At 31.7% G+C, this 16,171-nt stretch carries 16 protein-coding genes; 7 read left to right on the top strand and 9 right to left on the bottom strand.

The window, feature by feature from the left end:
• Positions 1-1,008 (top strand): PorP/SprF family type IX secretion system membrane protein, encoded by a 1,008-nt coding sequence (locus tag MUN68_RS00920; protein ID WP_249995192.1) that lies wholly within the window; start codon positions 1-3, stop codon positions 1,006-1,008.
• A gap of 120 nt (positions 1,009-1,128) precedes the next feature.
• Here the strand turns inward: MUN68_RS00920 and MUN68_RS00925 are convergent, their stop codons facing one another.
• Positions 1,129-2,298, bottom strand: coding sequence for a vWA domain-containing protein (locus MUN68_RS00925; protein ID WP_249995191.1), 1,170 nt, complete (start codon positions 2,296-2,298; stop codon positions 1,129-1,131).
• A gap of 209 nt (positions 2,299-2,507) precedes the next feature.
• Here MUN68_RS00925 and MUN68_RS00930 point away from each other — a divergent pair, with 209 nt between their 5' ends.
• From MUN68_RS00930 to MUN68_RS00940, 3 genes are read left to right on the top strand one after another with little or no spacing between them, the layout of a single operon-like run.
• Positions 2,508-4,643 (top strand): histidine kinase, encoded by a 2,136-nt coding sequence (locus MUN68_RS00930; RefSeq protein WP_249995190.1) that lies wholly within the window; start codon positions 2,508-2,510, stop codon positions 4,641-4,643.
• Positions 4,644-5,378: a LytR/AlgR family response regulator transcription factor gene (locus tag MUN68_RS00935; RefSeq protein ID WP_249995189.1), complete on the top strand. Its 735-nt coding sequence runs from the start codon at positions 4,644-4,646 to the stop codon at positions 5,376-5,378.
• Positions 5,379-5,385: 7 nt separating this feature from the next.
• Positions 5,386-5,898: a gamma carbonic anhydrase family protein gene (locus MUN68_RS00940; protein ID WP_249995188.1), complete on the top strand. Its 513-nt coding sequence runs from the start codon at positions 5,386-5,388 to the stop codon at positions 5,896-5,898.
• A 1-nt stretch (position 5,899) separates the two neighbouring features.
• Here the strand turns inward: MUN68_RS00940 and murI are convergent, their stop codons facing one another.
• From murI to MUN68_RS00980, 8 genes are all read right to left on the bottom strand, one after another.
• Positions 5,900-6,679, bottom strand: a complete 780-nt coding sequence (gene murI / locus MUN68_RS00945; RefSeq protein WP_249995187.1) for a glutamate racemase — start codon at positions 6,677-6,679, stop codon at positions 5,900-5,902.
• Positions 6,680-6,749: 70 nt separating this feature from the next.
• Positions 6,750-7,259, bottom strand: a complete 510-nt coding sequence (locus MUN68_RS00950; RefSeq protein ID WP_249995186.1) for an OmpH family outer membrane protein — start codon at positions 7,257-7,259, stop codon at positions 6,750-6,752.
• 33 nt (positions 7,260-7,292) lie between these two features.
• A complete protein-coding gene (locus MUN68_RS00955) occupies positions 7,293-8,342 on the bottom strand; it encodes an OmpH family outer membrane protein (protein WP_249995185.1) in 1,050 nt (349 codons plus the stop codon).
• A 166-nt stretch (positions 8,343-8,508) separates the two neighbouring features.
• Entirely contained in the window at positions 8,509-11,094 is a 2,586-nt protein-coding gene (locus tag MUN68_RS00960) for a BamA/OMP85 family outer membrane protein (protein WP_394357627.1), read from the bottom strand.
• Positions 11,066-11,806: an isoprenyl transferase gene (locus tag MUN68_RS00965; RefSeq protein ID WP_249995183.1), complete on the bottom strand. Its 741-nt coding sequence runs from the start codon at positions 11,804-11,806 to the stop codon at positions 11,066-11,068. Before MUN68_RS00965 ends, MUN68_RS00960 begins: the two co-directional genes overlap by 29 nt.
• Positions 11,807-12,499, bottom strand: a complete 693-nt coding sequence (gene porG, locus MUN68_RS00970; RefSeq protein WP_249995182.1) for a type IX secretion system protein PorG — start codon at positions 12,497-12,499, stop codon at positions 11,807-11,809.
• A gap of 99 nt (positions 12,500-12,598) precedes the next feature.
• Positions 12,599-13,483, bottom strand: a complete 885-nt coding sequence (locus tag MUN68_RS00975; RefSeq protein WP_249995181.1) for an NAD kinase — start codon at positions 13,481-13,483, stop codon at positions 12,599-12,601.
• Positions 13,483-14,139, bottom strand: a complete 657-nt coding sequence (locus tag MUN68_RS00980; RefSeq protein ID WP_249995180.1) for a CBS domain-containing protein — start codon at positions 14,137-14,139, stop codon at positions 13,483-13,485. Before MUN68_RS00980 ends, MUN68_RS00975 begins: the two co-directional genes overlap by 1 nt.
• 90 nt (positions 14,140-14,229) lie before the next feature.
• Here MUN68_RS00980 and MUN68_RS00985 point away from each other — a divergent pair, with 90 nt between their 5' ends.
• The 3 genes from MUN68_RS00985 (at position 14,230) to MUN68_RS00995 (ending at position 16,167) form a co-directional block, all read left to right on the top strand.
• Positions 14,230-14,943, top strand: coding sequence for a pyridoxine 5'-phosphate synthase (locus tag MUN68_RS00985; RefSeq protein ID WP_249995179.1), 714 nt, complete (start codon positions 14,230-14,232; stop codon positions 14,941-14,943).
• A gap of 85 nt (positions 14,944-15,028) precedes the next feature.
• Positions 15,029-15,802 carry an alpha/beta fold hydrolase gene (locus MUN68_RS00990; protein ID WP_249995178.1) on the top strand — a complete coding sequence of 258 codons (774 nt, stop codon included), beginning with the start codon at positions 15,029-15,031 and terminating at the stop codon, positions 15,800-15,802.
• Between the two features lie 11 nt (positions 15,803-15,813).
• Positions 15,814-16,167, top strand: coding sequence for a phage holin family protein (locus MUN68_RS00995; protein ID WP_249995177.1), 354 nt, complete (start codon positions 15,814-15,816; stop codon positions 16,165-16,167).
• The last annotated feature ends 4 nt before the right edge of the window (positions 16,168-16,171 follow it).

Genomic DNA, 16,171 nt, shown 5'->3' on the forward strand with positions numbered 1-16,171 from the left:
ATGAATTTAAAAAAATATTGTTTAATAGCAAGTTTAGCTTTATTTAGCCAAATTGGAAATGCCCAAGAAGGATTACCAATTTATTCAGATTATTTGACTGATAACTATTATTTAATTCATCCGTCAATGGCTGGAGTAGCAAATTGTGCTAAGGTAAGATTAACAGCACGACAACAATGGTTTGGACAAGAGGAAGCACCAAATTTACAAACACTAAGTGTTAATGGTAGAATAGGAGATTCTCAATCTGCTGTTGGAGCAATTTTTTATAACGATAAGAATGGATATCACTCGCAAACAGGTGGTTATCTGACTTACGCTCATCATTTAATGTTTTCTAGGAATGAGATTGATTTAAACATGCTTTCATTTGGTTTAAGCGCAGGTTTAATTCAATATAAACTTGATGAAACTGAGTTTTTAGCAGATGGTTATGATCCAATTATTGCTGGTGTTGAACAAAGTGCAACTAATTTTAATGTTGATTTTGGTTTTTCATATCATTTAATCAATTTCTATGCGCATGCAACTGTCAAAAATGTACTTAATAATGAAGGTATTAATTTTAATGAACAAGGATTGAGTTATGATAATTTAAGAACGTATTTAATTTCTGCGGGAAATACTTTCAGTAAATACAATAGTCCTTGGAGCTATGAACCATCAATTATGTACATGAATAGAGATGCTACTGATGAATCGTCAATTGATGTAAATATAAAAGCTTATAGAGAGATGGATTTCGGAAAACTTTGGGGAGGAATATCATACAGAAGAAGTTTTGATGGCGCCGAATTTCAAGATGGAGCTGGTGTAAGTAGTCAAAAATTACAATACTTTACGCCATTTTTTGGAGTAGATTATAATAATTTTGTATTTGCGTATACATATTCATATCAAGTGAACTCTGTAGTGTTTAATAATGGTGGTTTTCATCAACTAACATTGGGTTATAACTTTAATTGTAGAAGGGAAAAATACGAGTGTAATTGTCCTGCAATTAACTAGTACTTATCATATATAAATAAAAAAGCCTCGGAATATTCCGAGACTTTTTTATTTAATGACCTTTAGTCTATCGTGTATTAAAGCTTATGCACATTCTTCATTTAGAAACGTTAAAATAAATTACCATTTATATTTCTTTTCTTTAGCCTGTGTTTTTATAGCATGTATCATTGCATTTTCTAATTTATTATCATTGTCATTTTGATTTTTAGAAATATACTTGCGTCGTAATTGGTTTAAGGTTTGAATTTCACTTTGTATGGATTCTCTTTCTGATCTCTTTTTAGAAACGTAATCTTTTATTTCAGATTTACTTTTGCCTTTCAATTCTTTGGGTAAATCAACTTCATTTAGATCTTCATATTTAAAATCTTTTTCTTTTTCGGCATCTACCAAATCCCAAGTAGCATTTTTATATAAATGTGAACTTTTGCTGACCGTTCTACTCACCGCATTTTCACTACTATAACCTCTAGCATTATCATCTTCTAATGACTGTTGTGTCATTTTTGATTCTCCAACGCTACCATAAGCTACGTAGGTTTTATTTAGTTTTTGATTAAGCTTCAAAATTTGATCATCATATGGTGTAGACACATAAGTAGTTGCTTTATTATGATTGATAGCCATATAATCACCATGTGCTAAATCTGCTCCATCTTTCCAATATGTTGAAATTCCTTGTTCATAATCACCACAAAAAATGGTATTCACAGTAACATCATTTTTGTGTGCTAGTTTTGCAGCAAATTTATAGCTCACTCGACCCTGTGTAAATGGTTCGTTACCTGCGATAAATATGAGTTTTAAATCATCTTGGTTTTTGCCCCAATTTAATTGATTTAAAGACGTTTCTATTACTTGTCCACAATATTCATTTCCGCCATTTGTAGTAAGAGAAAATAATTGTTTTGATATTTCATCTAAATCACTACTAAAGGCTAATACTTGACGAATATGACCTTCAGCTCCTGTCAGATTATCATTCCCATACTCATATAATGCAATTTCTAAATTTGGTTTTTCATCACCACATTTTGCATAGGAAAGTTCATTAACTATGTTCCAAAGTTGTGCCTTAGCTTGATCTATTAATCCGTCCATACTATTACTAGTATCTAATAAAAGTGCCACTTTTATAAATTGATTATTAGCTTCATTTTCGGTTGTTTCGTGTTTTATAGTCTCTACTAGGACGACGTTAGCTTTGTTCGATTTGTTATTTGCATTACAGGATAGGCATGTGATCATTATAACACCTAATACTATCGAATTAAAAATTGTTTTCATCATTTATGTTTTAAGATTGATACGATAAAACTATGAGCATCTTTTTTTAATAAAAAGGAGCATTGAGTAAAACGAGTTTGTGAGTTAGTGAGAATGGTTTTTTATTGAGTGAACTATACCTTTTTAGGTCTTAGATAAAATGTTTTGACTTTTTTCAATTTTATTTAATGAATTAAAGTGTGTAAGTTTATTCTGTTGAAAAATTTCAAATGAAACAAATCTTAAAATATAGTCTCATTTTCTTATTGTGTATGCCTGTTTATAATTTGGTTGCTCAAGAAGAACCTCTATTGCATATAAGAGGTTCGGTAAGAGAAAGTGATACCTATGAGCCAATTTCTAAGGTCAATATTGAAATTAATGGAGGCGCTTATACTATTACAGATTGGCAAGGTCATTTTACAATAAAGGCAAGAAAAGGTGACGAACTTATCGTAAGACATAAAGATTTTGAAACTGTTTATTATACGATAACTAATGCCGAACGTATAACTATTGAAGTTGAACCAGTGGTTAGTAAAAATAAAAATTCAAAGTTCAGACGAGATGTTAAACATTTCAATTCTTTAATTGATTCGGTTGCTGTCTATAAGAAAAAAGATATTGCTAAGAGTATAAAATTTGCAGGTGAAGCCTTAACTCATAGTAATTCAGTATCTCAAAATGCTGAAACTTATCAGATTCTAGCTGAAGTCTATATGCATTGGAAACAATATGATCTTGCGGTTAACAATTATAGAATAAGTCTACAAAATATTGAAACTAACGAGTCTAAGTTAGGGCTGGCAAAAGCATATGAGCTTAATAAAAATTATCAAGAAAGTATTGAGACCTACAATGCTATAAATAAAAATGAACTTGGTAATTATCAATTAGTAATGCTTTATGAAGGATTAGGTGATACTAATTTCAGTATAAAAAATTATGATTTATCTCTTAGCTCTTATCAAAAAGGACTTACTGTTGCTAAAGATCATTTAATTTCACCTAAAGTAGTAGATCTTAATTCAAAAATTGCGCAAACCTATAATGCAAGTGGTAAAGCAGAAGAAGCAGAAGAATATTTTGACAGATCAATGAATTTTGCGGAAAAACAAACAAAAAAACGTGCGCTTGAAGAGAAAGGAGCTGTGGCCGATTTTCAAAATGAAAACCGTAACTATGATAAAGAAATAGAACTTCGAAAACAAATTGTTGAAGATGTTGAAGCTGTTGAAAAAGATTCATTAATTGATAATAAAAGCGCGCTTACCTCACAAAAACAAAACTATAAAATCGGGAATGCTTACGCGTTACAAAAGGATTATGATAATGCAATACCTTATCTAGAAAAAAGTATAGAAGAAGCAGACGATAAGGAGGATTTAATTGTTAAAAAAGATGCGACTAAAAAACTTTCAGATGTATATGTCGACGAAGGAAACTATCAAAAAGCTCTTGAAACATTTACTGCTTATACTAAAGTAGTTGATGAGTTATACGTTAAAAGAGAACAGGAATTGTCGCAAGCTGATCGATTAAGAAGAAACATTAGCGAACAACAAAACAGAATCAATAGCCTTGAAAGTGATAGAGCCTTAAACGAAAGTCTTGTGGAGTCTCGTAATAAAAATCAGCAAATAGTTATTTATGCTTTAATAGCTGGTATGTTGCTTTTAACAGTAATGGCATTTGTGATGTATAAGTATATAAAGCAACAACGCTTTGCTAATAATTTGTTGGCTTTAAAATCGTTAAGAAGTCAGATGAATCCTCATTTTATTTTCAATGCTTTGAATTCTGTGAATAGCTTTATTGCTAGCAATGATGAGCGAACAGCAAATAAGTACCTCTCTGATTTTTCACATTTAATGCGATCGGTTTTAGAGAATAGTGAAGAAGATTTTATTCCTTTGAAAAAAGAGATTGAATTACTTGATTTATATACTAAATTAGAACATTTTAGGTTTAAAGATAAGTTTGACTATAACATTACTGTTGATGATGCTGTAAACGTTTCAGAATATCAAATTCCTCCAATGTTACTTCAACCTTACATTGAAAATGCAGTATGGCATGGGTTACGTTATAAAACTGAAAAAGGACATTTATGCATTTCAATAGATAAGAAAAGCAACAATGAAATAGCGATTAGTGTTTCTGATGATGGGATTGGAAGAGAACGTTCGAAAGCCATAAAAACGGAGCATCAGAAAAAACAAAATTCAAAAGGAATGGGAAATATTAAAAAACGTGTTGCCATTTTAAATGAAATGTATAAAGACAAAGTTGATGTGTTTATTGATGATTATCAAAATGATGATGACGTAGGAACCAAAGTTGTTGTGACCCTAAAAAAAGACTAGATGAAATTGAAATCTATAATAGTAGAAGACGAAGAGACAAGTAGAGAAATTTTAAAAAATTATCTCAAAAAATATTGCCCAAATGTTGAAGTTTTAGGTGAAGCAGGAAATGTAGATGAAGCTTTAGTATTGATTAGAAATTATGATTTAGATTTGGTATTTCTGGATGTTGAAATGCCTTACGGAAACGCTTTTGACTTATTAGATAAAGTTGGAGACGTCGATTTTGAAACCATATTTGTAACGGCTTATAATCACTATGCTATTGAGGCATTAAACGCTCATGCATCGTATTATTTAATGAAGCCAATTTCTATTGATGAGTTAATAAAAGCAGTAGATTATGTTTCAAAAATTAAAATGAAAGAAGACGCTTTACAAGATCAAGTTCTCGTTCCAAAGGCAAATACTGTCATTGGTAAAATAACAATTCCACAGCAAGACGGATTTGAAGTCATAGAAACTGCAAATATTATGTATTGTAAAGCGGACGATAACTACACAGAAATTCACTTAAATAACAACAAGAAGAAACTAGTTAGTAAAACTTTGAAATATTTTGAAGAGGCACTTCATGGAAATGGTTTTGCAAGGGTTCATAAAAGTTATTTAGTTAATGTCAATGAAGTCACTAAATATCTAAAGGGAAAAGGAGGAAGCGTAGTTTTGAGTAACGGAAAACAAATCATGGTCTCAGCTTCAAAAAAAGCTGATTTCTTATCATATTTTAAATAGTAAACAAATGCCAATTATAAAACCAGTAAAAGGAATTCATCCGCAAATACCAGATGATTGTTACATTGCAGAAAACGCAACCATTGTAGGAGAAGTGACTATGGGAAGTCAGTGTAGTATTTGGTTTAATGCTGTTGTTAGAGGTGATGTCCATTTTATTAAAATGGGAAATAAGGTGAATGTACAAGATGGTGCAGTGATTCATGCAACGTATGAGAAATCACCAACAACTATTGGTAACAATGTCTCAATTGGTCATAATGCGATTGTGCATGGTTGTACAATTCATGACAATGTACTTGTAGGAATGGGAAGCATTATTATGGACGATTGCGTTGTTGAAAGTAATTGTATCATTGCTGCAGGTGCTGTTGTTACAGCAAATACAAGAGTTGAATCTGGAAGTATTTACGCTGGTGTTCCTGCTAAAAAGATAAAAGATATTAGCCAAGAGCTAATTTCTAGTGAAATCAATAGAATAGCGAGCAACTACATAACGTATTCGAGTTGGTTTAAGTAGTTTAAAAATCTAAGTATTCTACTTTGAAATTCCCATCAAGAATGTCATTTAAAACCACAGTATTGGTATTGGTGTAAAACCTGTTTTCAGGTGTTTTACTGATTGAATTTAATAGTTGGTATTGATCTAGTATCGATTTGGTTTGTATGGCAACTGCTAATCCCGAATCGATTATTTTAACATGCTTCGGAAGGAGTTCTAGAAGTAAAGGCATTAAGTAAGGATAGTGTGTGCAACCTAAAACTAAGTAATCAATATTTGCATCAATCATAGGCTGCAAATGCAAATCAAGTAACGCTTTCATCTCTTTGGATGTTGCTTTTCCGTCTTCAATTAAGGGAACAATTCCTTCGCCAATTTGTTCAATAACTTTAATACCATTACTATACAAATCAGTTGTTTTATGAAATAAGTCACTCGATAAAGTTCCTTTTGTAGCTAAAATTCCAATGGCTTTGGTTTTGGTATTAAGAGCTGCTGGCTTTATTGCAGGCTCTATACCAATAAATGGAACATCATAAGTTGAACGTAAATAAGATATAGCATTTGTTGTTGCTGTATTACAAGCCACCACAATTAGTTTGCAATTTTTTGATAATAGATACTCCGTGTTTTTTTTACTGAGTTCTATAATCTCTTGTTTACTCTTATTGCCATAAGGTGCATGCTTGCTATCTGCAAGATAAATTGAGTTTTCATTTGGTAATAGGGCATGAATTTCTTTAAAAATTGATGTGCCACCAATACCTGAGTCAAATATGCCTATTGCTTTTGTGTTCATTTGTTTTACAAAAATAAAAAAGCCACTTTAGTAAGTGGCTTTCATATTCAATTATTTTTAGTGTAGTGATTTAGAAACCTAATTCTGTCTTCACATCTACTAATAAATCTTTACCGTCTGCAACTAAAACGCCACTTCCTTGTGTAGAATCTAATACATATTGGAAACCTTGCGCTTTTGCAACTTTATCAATAGCAGCTTTTGCTTTTTCAAAAATAGGCTTTAATAAATCTGCTTCTTTTTTCTGTAAGTCTTGTTGAGCTTGCCCTTGATACTGACGAATACTTTGTTCCATAGTTTGAACTTCTTGTGATCGACTTAAGTTTTCTTCTTCAGTTTTTGTGTCAACTTCTGCTTGATATTGTTTTACTTTATTTTGAAGTTCTGTAGCCATTGTCTTGATTTCAGCTTCATAGGTTTTTGTTAACCTTTCAATTTCAGCTTGAGCAGTTTTCATCTCTGGCATAGCCTCTACCAACTGCGTTGTGTTAATATGTGCAATTTTAGATTGTGCTGTTGAAAAGCTTGTTGCTCCAACAAAAAGTAAGCATGCAAATAAAAGGGTTTTAAATTGTTTCATTTTAAAATTTGTTACGTGTTATAATTATTGTTTTTAGTTATCTTCATTAGGAATAGAATCTTTGCTTTTTTTCTGAGCGTCTCGTTCTTCTTTTGCTTTTTTCCTGTCCTCTAATATTTTTTTTCTTTTTTCATCGAGCGCTTTTTGTCTAGCCTCTCTGTCTCTTAATTTTTGTTGTCTCTTTTCCTCTGCAGCTATTTGCGCAGGTGTTTTTTCAGAACTATCTCCAGCATTTCTTGCTTCAGCTTTAGTACCATCTTTTTTTACTGAAGATGTATCTTTAGCTTGAGTTCGTTTTGAGCCATTAATACTATCACGTTCTGCTTTAGCTTTAGCTCTATCATCAAGAATTTTTTGTCGACGATCTGCAGAGGCATTTTTTAATGAATCTCTTCTTTTAAGTTGCGCTTCTTGTTTTTCTGCTATTGCAGCTTCACGTGCCGATTTTTTTTCTTCTAATGCTTTTTGACGTTCATCAAGTTCTTCATTAATTACTGGAACTACATCTTCTTTTCCTGCTTCTTTACGTTCAGAACGAGATTTAGCTTGTGTACGTTTAGAAGATCTTGTGATGCTTCTTATAACCAATTCGCTTATATCAAATCGCTCAGCAGAATATAACATCACTACGTCAGCAGATTTATCAAATATGAAATCATATTTTTTATTGCCAGCAATTTCTTGAACTGCAGAAAAAATTTGATCTTGTATTGGTTGCATCAACTGTTGCTTCTGAATCATTAAATCTCCACTTGGACCAAAACGCTTTTGTTGATAGTCTAACGTTTCAGCTTCTTCATAAACGATATCTTCTAAACGCTCTTCATACAATTCCTTAGTTAAAAGCACACTTTCATTTTCTAACTGCTTTTTCTTTTGGTCTGTAGCATTTAAACGCTGCTCAATTTCTGTCTTCCATTGCTGAACTTTTTGTTCTAATTGCATTGTTGCTTGTTGGTATTCAGGTATATTTTGTAAAATATACTCTGTATCTATATAACCAATTCTAACACCACGTTGCGCATTAGAAACAAAGCTCATTAGACTTAATACTGTCACTAAAAAAAGAACTTTATACTTCATCTGTTTTATTTTATAATTTACTGATATCTTCTAAGATTATTAAACTGACAGATAAATATAACGATTCTGTCCATGTTTTACTTTTCAAATTAACGAAATATATTTTGAAAAATTTTAACACACTCATTAAATCGTCATATTGCTTATAGAAAATATCGTGCCAAAATTAAAATTGTTGTCCAATAATGAAGTGAGTTTCCCATCCATTTTTAAGCGTTGTTCCAGAAATAGCATCAAATCCATGACCGAAATCGATACCTAATAAACCAAATGCAGGCATGAATATTCTAAGTCCAAAACCTGCAGAACGATTAAGGTCAAATGGGTTATAGTCTCTAAAGTTATCAAAAGAAGCACCTCCTTCAGCGAACATCAATCCATAAATTTTAGCTTGCGCTCCAAGAGTAATTGGGTATCTTAATTCTAATGAGAATTTATTATAAATGGTACCACCATCTTGAGAAGATAATGATTGATTTGGATAACCACGAAGTTGAATTACTTCTCTGCCATCTAATGAATAGTTTCCTAAACCATCACCTCCAAGAAAGAAACGTTCAAAAGGAATAACTCCTCTATCACTATTATATGCGCCAAGGAAACCAAATTCTAAACCAGACTTAACTACTAATTTCTTTACAATACGTGTATACCAATCTCCTTTAAATTTCACTTTGTAAAATTCTAACCAATTGTATCGTTCTTGGTCTATTTCACCAAGTCTTATTAGATCATCGGCATCAGTTGGGTCTAATGCATCACGCTCTTCTTTTAAGGCTTCATAATCTACGTTATTAAATAATGAATAAGGTAAAGACATTTTTGCACTTATAGAAAAGCTTGAACCACCTTCTGGATATATTGGATCTGTAAATAAGTTATTTCTACTTAAACCAATGGTGTAAGATAAGTTATTTGAATAGCCATCACCAAAAGTAAATAAACCAGTATTATAGTTTTTTAAGTTGTAATGTTGAAAACTAACCGATTGTGATAATGTGAAATAATCATCTGGTACTTTTAAACGTTTTGCAATTCCAACAGAAATACCTGTAATATTAAATCGCTTGTCTTTATTAGCACCTCCCGTTGTAGGATCATAAAGAAACTGTCTTGTATGCGATAAAGACGTTGATAATTGTACAGGGCGTTTTCCACCTAACCAAGGCTCAGAAAAAGAAAAACTATAGGTTTGAAAGAATTGCGAGGCTTGCAAACGTAATGCTAAAGTTTGACCATCTCCCATTGGAACAGGCTTATAGGCTTCTTTTTTGAATATATCTTTAATCGAAAAATTGTTAAATGATAAACCAAGTGTACCAATAAAACCACCTCCACCATAACCACCTTGTAATTCTATTTGGCTTGAACCTCTTTCAACAACAGTATATTCTAAGTCTACTGTTCCTTCATTTGGATTCATGTTTTTAAAATCTGGAGTTAAAAGCTGAGCATCAAAAAAGCCTAACTGTCCGAGTTCTCTAATCGTTCTAATGACATTAGCTTTACTGTATAATTGACCAGGTTTAGTTCTTAATTCTCTATAGATTACATGGTCATTTGTTCGATCATTACCAGTAACAGAAACATTATTGAAATACGCTGGTTTTCCTTCAGAAATACGAATTTCCATATCAATAACATTTCCTTCCGCACTAATTTCAACCGGATTAATACTAGAAAATAAATAGCCGTTATTTTGATAGAGATTAGTTAAATCTAATGCATCTGGCTTAGTATCGTCTGCTATACGCTTACGTAATTCTACTCCATTATAAGTTTCCCCTTCTTTAATTCGTAATATGGTTTGTAATTGTTCGTCAGTATAAACACTATTTCCTACAAAAGTGATTTTTCCAAATTTATATTGTTCCCCTTCTTCTAAGGTTATATTAAGACTTATGTTTTTCTTGTCTTTATAAATAATTGAGTCTGAAATAATTCTAGCATCTCTGTAACCATTTTCTTTATATTTATCAATGATGCTAACAAGATCTTCTTTGTAGTTTTCTTCAATATATTTTGAACGTTTAAAAACACGTAAAAAGTTCTTTTTCTTAGTGTTTTTCATGGCTTTTCTAAGCTTTTTGCTAGAAATTTTTTCGTTACCATTAAATGTGATTTTATCAATCTTTACTTTCTCTCCTTTATCGATATAGACAAGCATGTTTACACGACTTTTAGCAATTGAATCATTCGTGACTTCAGTCGTGTTTACAGTCACCTTTGTATTAAGGTATCCATCTTTTTTGTATTTATTGGTAAGGTAGTTACGAGTTGTAGTCGTTAAATTTTCTGTGACTTTAACACCTTTCGTAAGATTGTTATCTTTAATGACATCTTCTTTTTTCTTCTTTTTAATACCCTGTATTTCTAAAGTATTAAGTTCTGGTAAGTCAGCAAGATTAATTTCTAGAAATGCCTTGTTACCTTCCGTTTTAATGAGATAAATATCAATACTACTAAATAATTTACTTGCCCAAAGTTTCTTTAAGGCATTACTTATTTGTTCTCCAGGAATGATAATTTCTTGACCTTTACGTAATCCTGAGAAAGATACAATTGTTGTTTCGCTAAAATTGGTGTTACCAGTAACGGTTACTTCTTCTAAGATGTAACTTTTTCCATTATTGAAGCTAGTTTGTTGTGCTACAACTACGCTTGAAATAATGAGGATTAGTATCGTAAATAGTTGCTTTATGTAAGTTTTCAAAAGTAAATTATTAGCTAAGTTGTTCACTAGTTTTTCCAAATCTTCGTTCTCTGTTTTGATAATTAATCAAAGCTTTATATAGGTCTTGTTTTGTGAAATCTGGCCATAAGATATCTGTAAAATATAATTCGGCATAAGCAATTTGCCAAAGCAAAAAGTTACTTATTCTATGTTCACCACTAGTCCTAATTAGCAAATCTACGTTTGGTAAATTTTGCGTGTAAAGATGCTTATTTATAATTGATTCGTCAATACTTTCCGCAGAAATTATATTATTTTTAACGTTCATCGATATCTCTTTAATAGCATTAATCAATTCTTCTCTAGAACCATAGCTTAGAGCAAGAGTTAATGTCATATGAGTATTGCTTTTGGTTTTATCGATAACTTCTAATAATTCTGTATGTGCCTTTTTAGGTAAATCATTAAGATTTCCAATAGCAGAAAGTTTGATATTATTATCTTGTAATGTTTTTATTTCTTTTTTTAGTGATTTTACTAAAAGCTTCATTAAGGTCTTAACTTCTAGTTTTGGGCGATTCCAGTTTTCAGTTGAGAACGCATATAAGGTTAAGTTTTTAATTCCAATTTCAGCAGAAGCTTCAACTACATCTCTAACAGATTTGGTTCCATTTTCGTGACCAATAGCTCTTAGCATTCCTTTTTGTTTAGCCCAACGACCATTACCATCCATGATTATTGCAACATGCTTTGGTAATTTATCTTTTAATATTTGATCTTTTAGACTCATTTAAAAATTGCAAAAACAAGGTCTTTGCCCAAATGTATATGTTAATGTAAATCCTGTAAATACATACCAGTCATTACTGTTAGTGTTTCCGAAGCTAAAGGCTTCTTTTCTAAATTCCGCATCAGGAACACTTCCATCTATCTCATCTGAAAATGTATATCTTGCGCCAATTTCAAACCCTAAAATGATTTGATTGGTAATATTTGATTTAAGACCTAAAACCATTGGAATTCCAAATGCCCAACTACTTGTGTTTTCACTTGTAATTTCCCCGTTTTGGTCAAAAAAGAAATTATCATGATTTGCTGCAGTAATCCCAGAATACAAATATGGTGTTAATTTAAAATCTGAGGAATGTAGGTCAAATTCCCAAAATGTAAATTCCATACCTGCTGAAATTTCTAATAGATTACTATCAAATTCATATGTTCTAGCTTTTCGTCTTGGATCATCTGAATCATTGTCATTTGCTTGTAAATCAGCATATATTAATGAAACTCTCCAAGAATGTCTTGGGCTTCGATTCCATTTTAATATCAATCCCAGAGCAGCTGCATTAGGCGCAATATAATTTGTAGCACCTACATCTCCAATAAAATTACTTCCACCAGCATACACGCCAACTTCATATATTTGAGAATGACTAGTTTGGGCGAAAAACACACTCAATAAAAATAAGATTAAATATCTCATAAATTTTTAAAAGTTTGCAAATATAACAATTATGAATTGCCTATAACAATTTGTGGCAAATAGTCTTACAGATTAACAGTTTTTGTTTGGTTTTATTGTTTAATTTCGCTTGTCTTCTCCCCAAAGCATCTTTTTTCTTAATGTATCAATAAAGCTTTCTTGTAAAAGTTCAACCATTTTTATTTCGAAATCTGCTTTTTTAATTGTGACTGTTGTTGAATTGTGTAATGTTGCAATTCTAGAATCGAGAGAAATTAAATAATGCTCTTCACGTCCATCTACTTTGAGTTGTATTTCGGTATCATCAGGAATTACAAGTGGTCTTGCATTAAGATTATGTGGTGCAATAGGTGTAAGCACAAAACTGTCTGTTTCTGGCGTGATTACTGGTCCACCGCAACTTAAAGAATATCCAGTTGAACCTGTTGGTGTAGAAATAATAAGCCCGTCTGCCCAATACGAGGTAAGGTATTCTGAATTCAAATGGGTTTCTACTGTAATCATCGACGTTGTGTTTTTTCGACTTACAGCAATTTCATTCAGTGCAAAATTGGTTTTTTTTAATTCATTATTGCTTGGCTGTGTTTCAACGCATAAAAGTGTGCGCTCTGAAATTTTATAATTTCCATTTATAATATCGTCAACAGCAGATTTAATTTGATTGGTTTGTATGGTTGCTAAAAATCCAAGTCTGCCAGTATTAATGCCAACAATTGGTATTGATAAATCTCTTACATATGTTATGGCTCTTAAAATTGTACCATCACCACCAATACTAATTAATAGTGAATAGGAGTCGTCTAAAGATTCAAAGGTTTCAAATTCATCTAATTTTGAAGGTTGATTGCTTTCATGTTTTATGATATTGAAAAAATCATTTTCAATAAACACAGTAACATTTTTTAGCGATAAAGCATCTAAAAGTGCTTCAATACTTTCATGAGTGCTATTGTGATAATATTGTCCGTAGATAGCAATTTTCATTATATGTCGAGGTATTTTCTTAAGTATTCTGAACGATCTTTTAAGTTTTCAACATAGTTGTCTTCTTCATGTCCAGATACTATATTGTAACTGTATCTTCTAAATGTTTGAATTACATCATTTAGTCCTGCATTACCAATTTTTAAAGTAATTTGAACCACATCGCTTTCTAATTTAGATACAAAAGCACCTAATATTTTTGCGTCATTAGATTCTACGATCTGACTGACTTCACTAAAAGAATAATCAACCAATCCCTTTTCAACAATTAGTATGCCACCAGGTTCAGAAAAGAATGGTGTCTGATTGAATAATCCTATAATGTCGTTAAGTTCAAAATAACCCAAATAATTATTCTTATCACTTAAAACAGGCATGATATTACATGAGTTTTGAGCAAAAGTCTCTAGCACATCTAGCCAATTAGTGTTTGTTCTTACAAAAAAACCTTCAATGGCATAATTACATTCAGCAATCGTCTTTTGGCCTTCAAAACAATGTGCGTCAGTTTCAGAAACACAGCCTAAATAAGTGCCGTTTTTTTCAATAGGAATATGAGAATATGTAAGTTCGTTAAATAACAATTGCAAGTCACTAACCTTGTCATTAATGCTTAACGGTTTGATATCATTTATAATGTATTCTTGTAAAGGCATAATCCTATTTATAATCAACCGCAAATTAATTAAAAATAACCACAAAAAGCAGTAAGTACTTTGTATTTTTGTCTCATAAAATATGAACAAATGACTAAGTTAAGTGTAAACATTAATAAGATTGCTACTTTGCGAAATTCACGTGGTGGCAACACGCCTAATGTTGTGCAATTTGCAAAAGATGTTCAGCGTTTTGGTGCTGAAGGGGTAACAGTTCATCCAAGACCAGACGAACGTCATATTAAATATCAAGATACTCGAGATTTAAAATCAGAAGTTTATACTGAATTTAATGTAGAAGGGAATCCGATACAATCTTTTATGGATTTAGTTCTAGAAGTGAAGCCAACTCAGGTAACGCTTGTTCCAGATGCTGTTGATGCATTAACGTCTAATGCAGGTTGGGATACGATTACACATAAAAGTTTTTTAACTGAAGTCATTTCAGAATTTAAATCTAATGGAATTCGTACGTCAATATTTGTAGATCCAGAACTGCAAATGATTGAAGGAGCAAAAGCTACTGGAACAGATAGAATTGAGCTTTATACCGAAAGTTTCGCTCATCAATATGGTTTAGGCGATATGAAAGCAATTGAGCCTTTTACAAGCGCAGCAGAATTATCTAATGAAATTGGATTAGGTGTGAATGCTGGGCATGATTTGTCTTTAGATAATATTAAATTTTTTAAAGATCATATTCCAGGATTGTTAGAAGTTTCTATTGGTCATGCATTAGTGTCAGAAAGCCTTTACTTAGGTGTTGAAAATGTAGTGCAAATGTATCTTCAAAAGTTAAAGTAAATTCTTTCTGTCATATCGAGCCTTTCGACTACGCTCAAGATAAACTCAAGACGAGATGTCTTGTAATAATTAAAAAGATTTTAAAATGAAACTACACTCAAAAATCTTAGGCGAAGGTCAGCCCTTTGTCATTCTTCATGGATTTCTTGGTATGAGCGACAACTGGAAAACTTTAGGGACTAAATTTAGTGAATCTGGTTTTCAAGTGCATCTTGTTGATCAACGAAATCATGGACGAAGTTTTCATGATGACGCATTTGATTATGAGGTTTTAGCTGAAGATTTGAAACAGTATTGTAATGAGCATCTATTAGAAAATATTATTATTTTAGGACATTCTATGGGAGGAAAGACAGCCATGTTATTTGCTACCTTATACCCAGAATTAGTATCTAAATTATTGGTGGCAGATATTAGTCCGCGTTTTTATCCAATACATCACGATTCAATTTTAAACGGTTTAAACGCATTAGATTTTTCTAAAATTAAAAGTCGAGGTGAAGCCGATAAAGTCTTATCTCAATATGTTTCAGAAATAGGGACTCGGATGTTTCTATTAAAGAATTTATATTGGATTGAAAAAGGACAATTGGCTTTGCGTATTAATCTAGACGTTCTAAAAGAAAATGTGTCAGAAGTAGGTGAAGCATTGCCTATGCATTCAAAATTTGAAAAACCGACATTATTTCTTCGAGGCGATAAAAGCGAATATGTTATGTCAAGTGATGAGGTTCTAATCAAACAACATTTTCCACTAGCAGAAATTGCAACCATTAGTAATGCTGGTCATTGGCTTCATGCTGAAAACCCAAAAGATTTCTATGAAGCTGTGATAAATTTCATTACATTTAGTAGATAAAAATACAAATTATGAATCTCATTTTAAGACTTTTAATTACAGCAGGAATTGTGTTGCTTTTAGCACATTTTTTGCCAGGCGTTGCAGTAAGTGGATTTGAAGCAGCAATTATAGTCGCTGTTGTATTAGCATTGCTTAACGCAATTTTAAAGCCCATTTTAATCATCTTAACCATTCCTATTACTATTGTGACTTTAGGTTTGTTTTTATTAGTCATCAATGCATGTATTATTCTTCTAGCGGATAAATTTATTGATGGATTTGGAGTGAATGGGTTCTGGACCGCCTTACTCTTTAGTATTTTATTATCTGTTTCACAATCTATAGCGCGTTCGTTTTTGAAAGAGCAGAAAAAAACAGACTAATAAT

Origin of the sequence: Psychroserpens ponticola (assembly GCF_023556315.2) — a bacterium.
GTDB classification, from domain to species: domain Bacteria; phylum Bacteroidota; class Bacteroidia; order Flavobacteriales; family Flavobacteriaceae; genus Psychroserpens; species Psychroserpens ponticola.

What these genes read in the sequence shown, in the direction of transcription:
- MUN68_RS00940 (WP_249995188.1), top strand. Translation starts at nt 5,386, where the DNA reads ATGCCAATTATAAAACCAGTAAAAGGAATTCATCCGCAAATACCAGAT.
- MUN68_RS00920 (WP_249995192.1), top strand. Translation starts at nt 1, where the DNA reads ATGAATTTAAAAAAATATTGTTTAATAGCAAGTTTAGCTTTATTTAGC.
- MUN68_RS00935 (WP_249995189.1), top strand. Translation starts at nt 4,644, where the DNA reads ATGAAATTGAAATCTATAATAGTAGAAGACGAAGAGACAAGTAGAGAA.
- MUN68_RS00980 (WP_249995180.1), bottom strand. Translation starts at nt 14,139, where the DNA reads ATGCCTTTACAAGAATACATTATAAATGATATCAAACCGTTAAGCATT.
- MUN68_RS00995 (WP_249995177.1), top strand. Translation starts at nt 15,814, where the DNA reads ATGAATCTCATTTTAAGACTTTTAATTACAGCAGGAATTGTGTTGCTT.
- MUN68_RS00985 (WP_249995179.1), top strand. Translation starts at nt 14,230, where the DNA reads ATGACTAAGTTAAGTGTAAACATTAATAAGATTGCTACTTTGCGAAAT.
- MUN68_RS00925 (WP_249995191.1), bottom strand. Translation starts at nt 2,298, where the DNA reads ATGAAAACAATTTTTAATTCGATAGTATTAGGTGTTATAATGATCACA.
- MUN68_RS00965 (WP_249995183.1), bottom strand. Translation starts at nt 11,806, where the DNA reads ATGAGTCTAAAAGATCAAATATTAAAAGATAAATTACCAAAGCATGTT.
- MUN68_RS00950 (WP_249995186.1), bottom strand. Translation starts at nt 7,259, where the DNA reads ATGAAACAATTTAAAACCCTTTTATTTGCATGCTTACTTTTTGTTGGA.
- MUN68_RS00955 (WP_249995185.1), bottom strand. Translation starts at nt 8,342, where the DNA reads ATGAAGTATAAAGTTCTTTTTTTAGTGACAGTATTAAGTCTAATGAGC.
- MUN68_RS00975 (WP_249995181.1), bottom strand. Translation starts at nt 13,483, where the DNA reads ATGAAAATTGCTATCTACGGACAATATTATCACAATAGCACTCATGAA.
- murI (WP_249995187.1), bottom strand. Translation starts at nt 6,679, where the DNA reads ATGAACACAAAAGCAATAGGCATATTTGACTCAGGTATTGGTGGCACA.
- MUN68_RS00990 (WP_249995178.1), top strand. Translation starts at nt 15,029, where the DNA reads ATGAAACTACACTCAAAAATCTTAGGCGAAGGTCAGCCCTTTGTCATT.
- porG (WP_249995182.1), bottom strand. Translation starts at nt 12,499, where the DNA reads ATGAGATATTTAATCTTATTTTTATTGAGTGTGTTTTTCGCCCAAACT.
- MUN68_RS00930 (WP_249995190.1), top strand. Translation starts at nt 2,508, where the DNA reads ATGAAACAAATCTTAAAATATAGTCTCATTTTCTTATTGTGTATGCCT.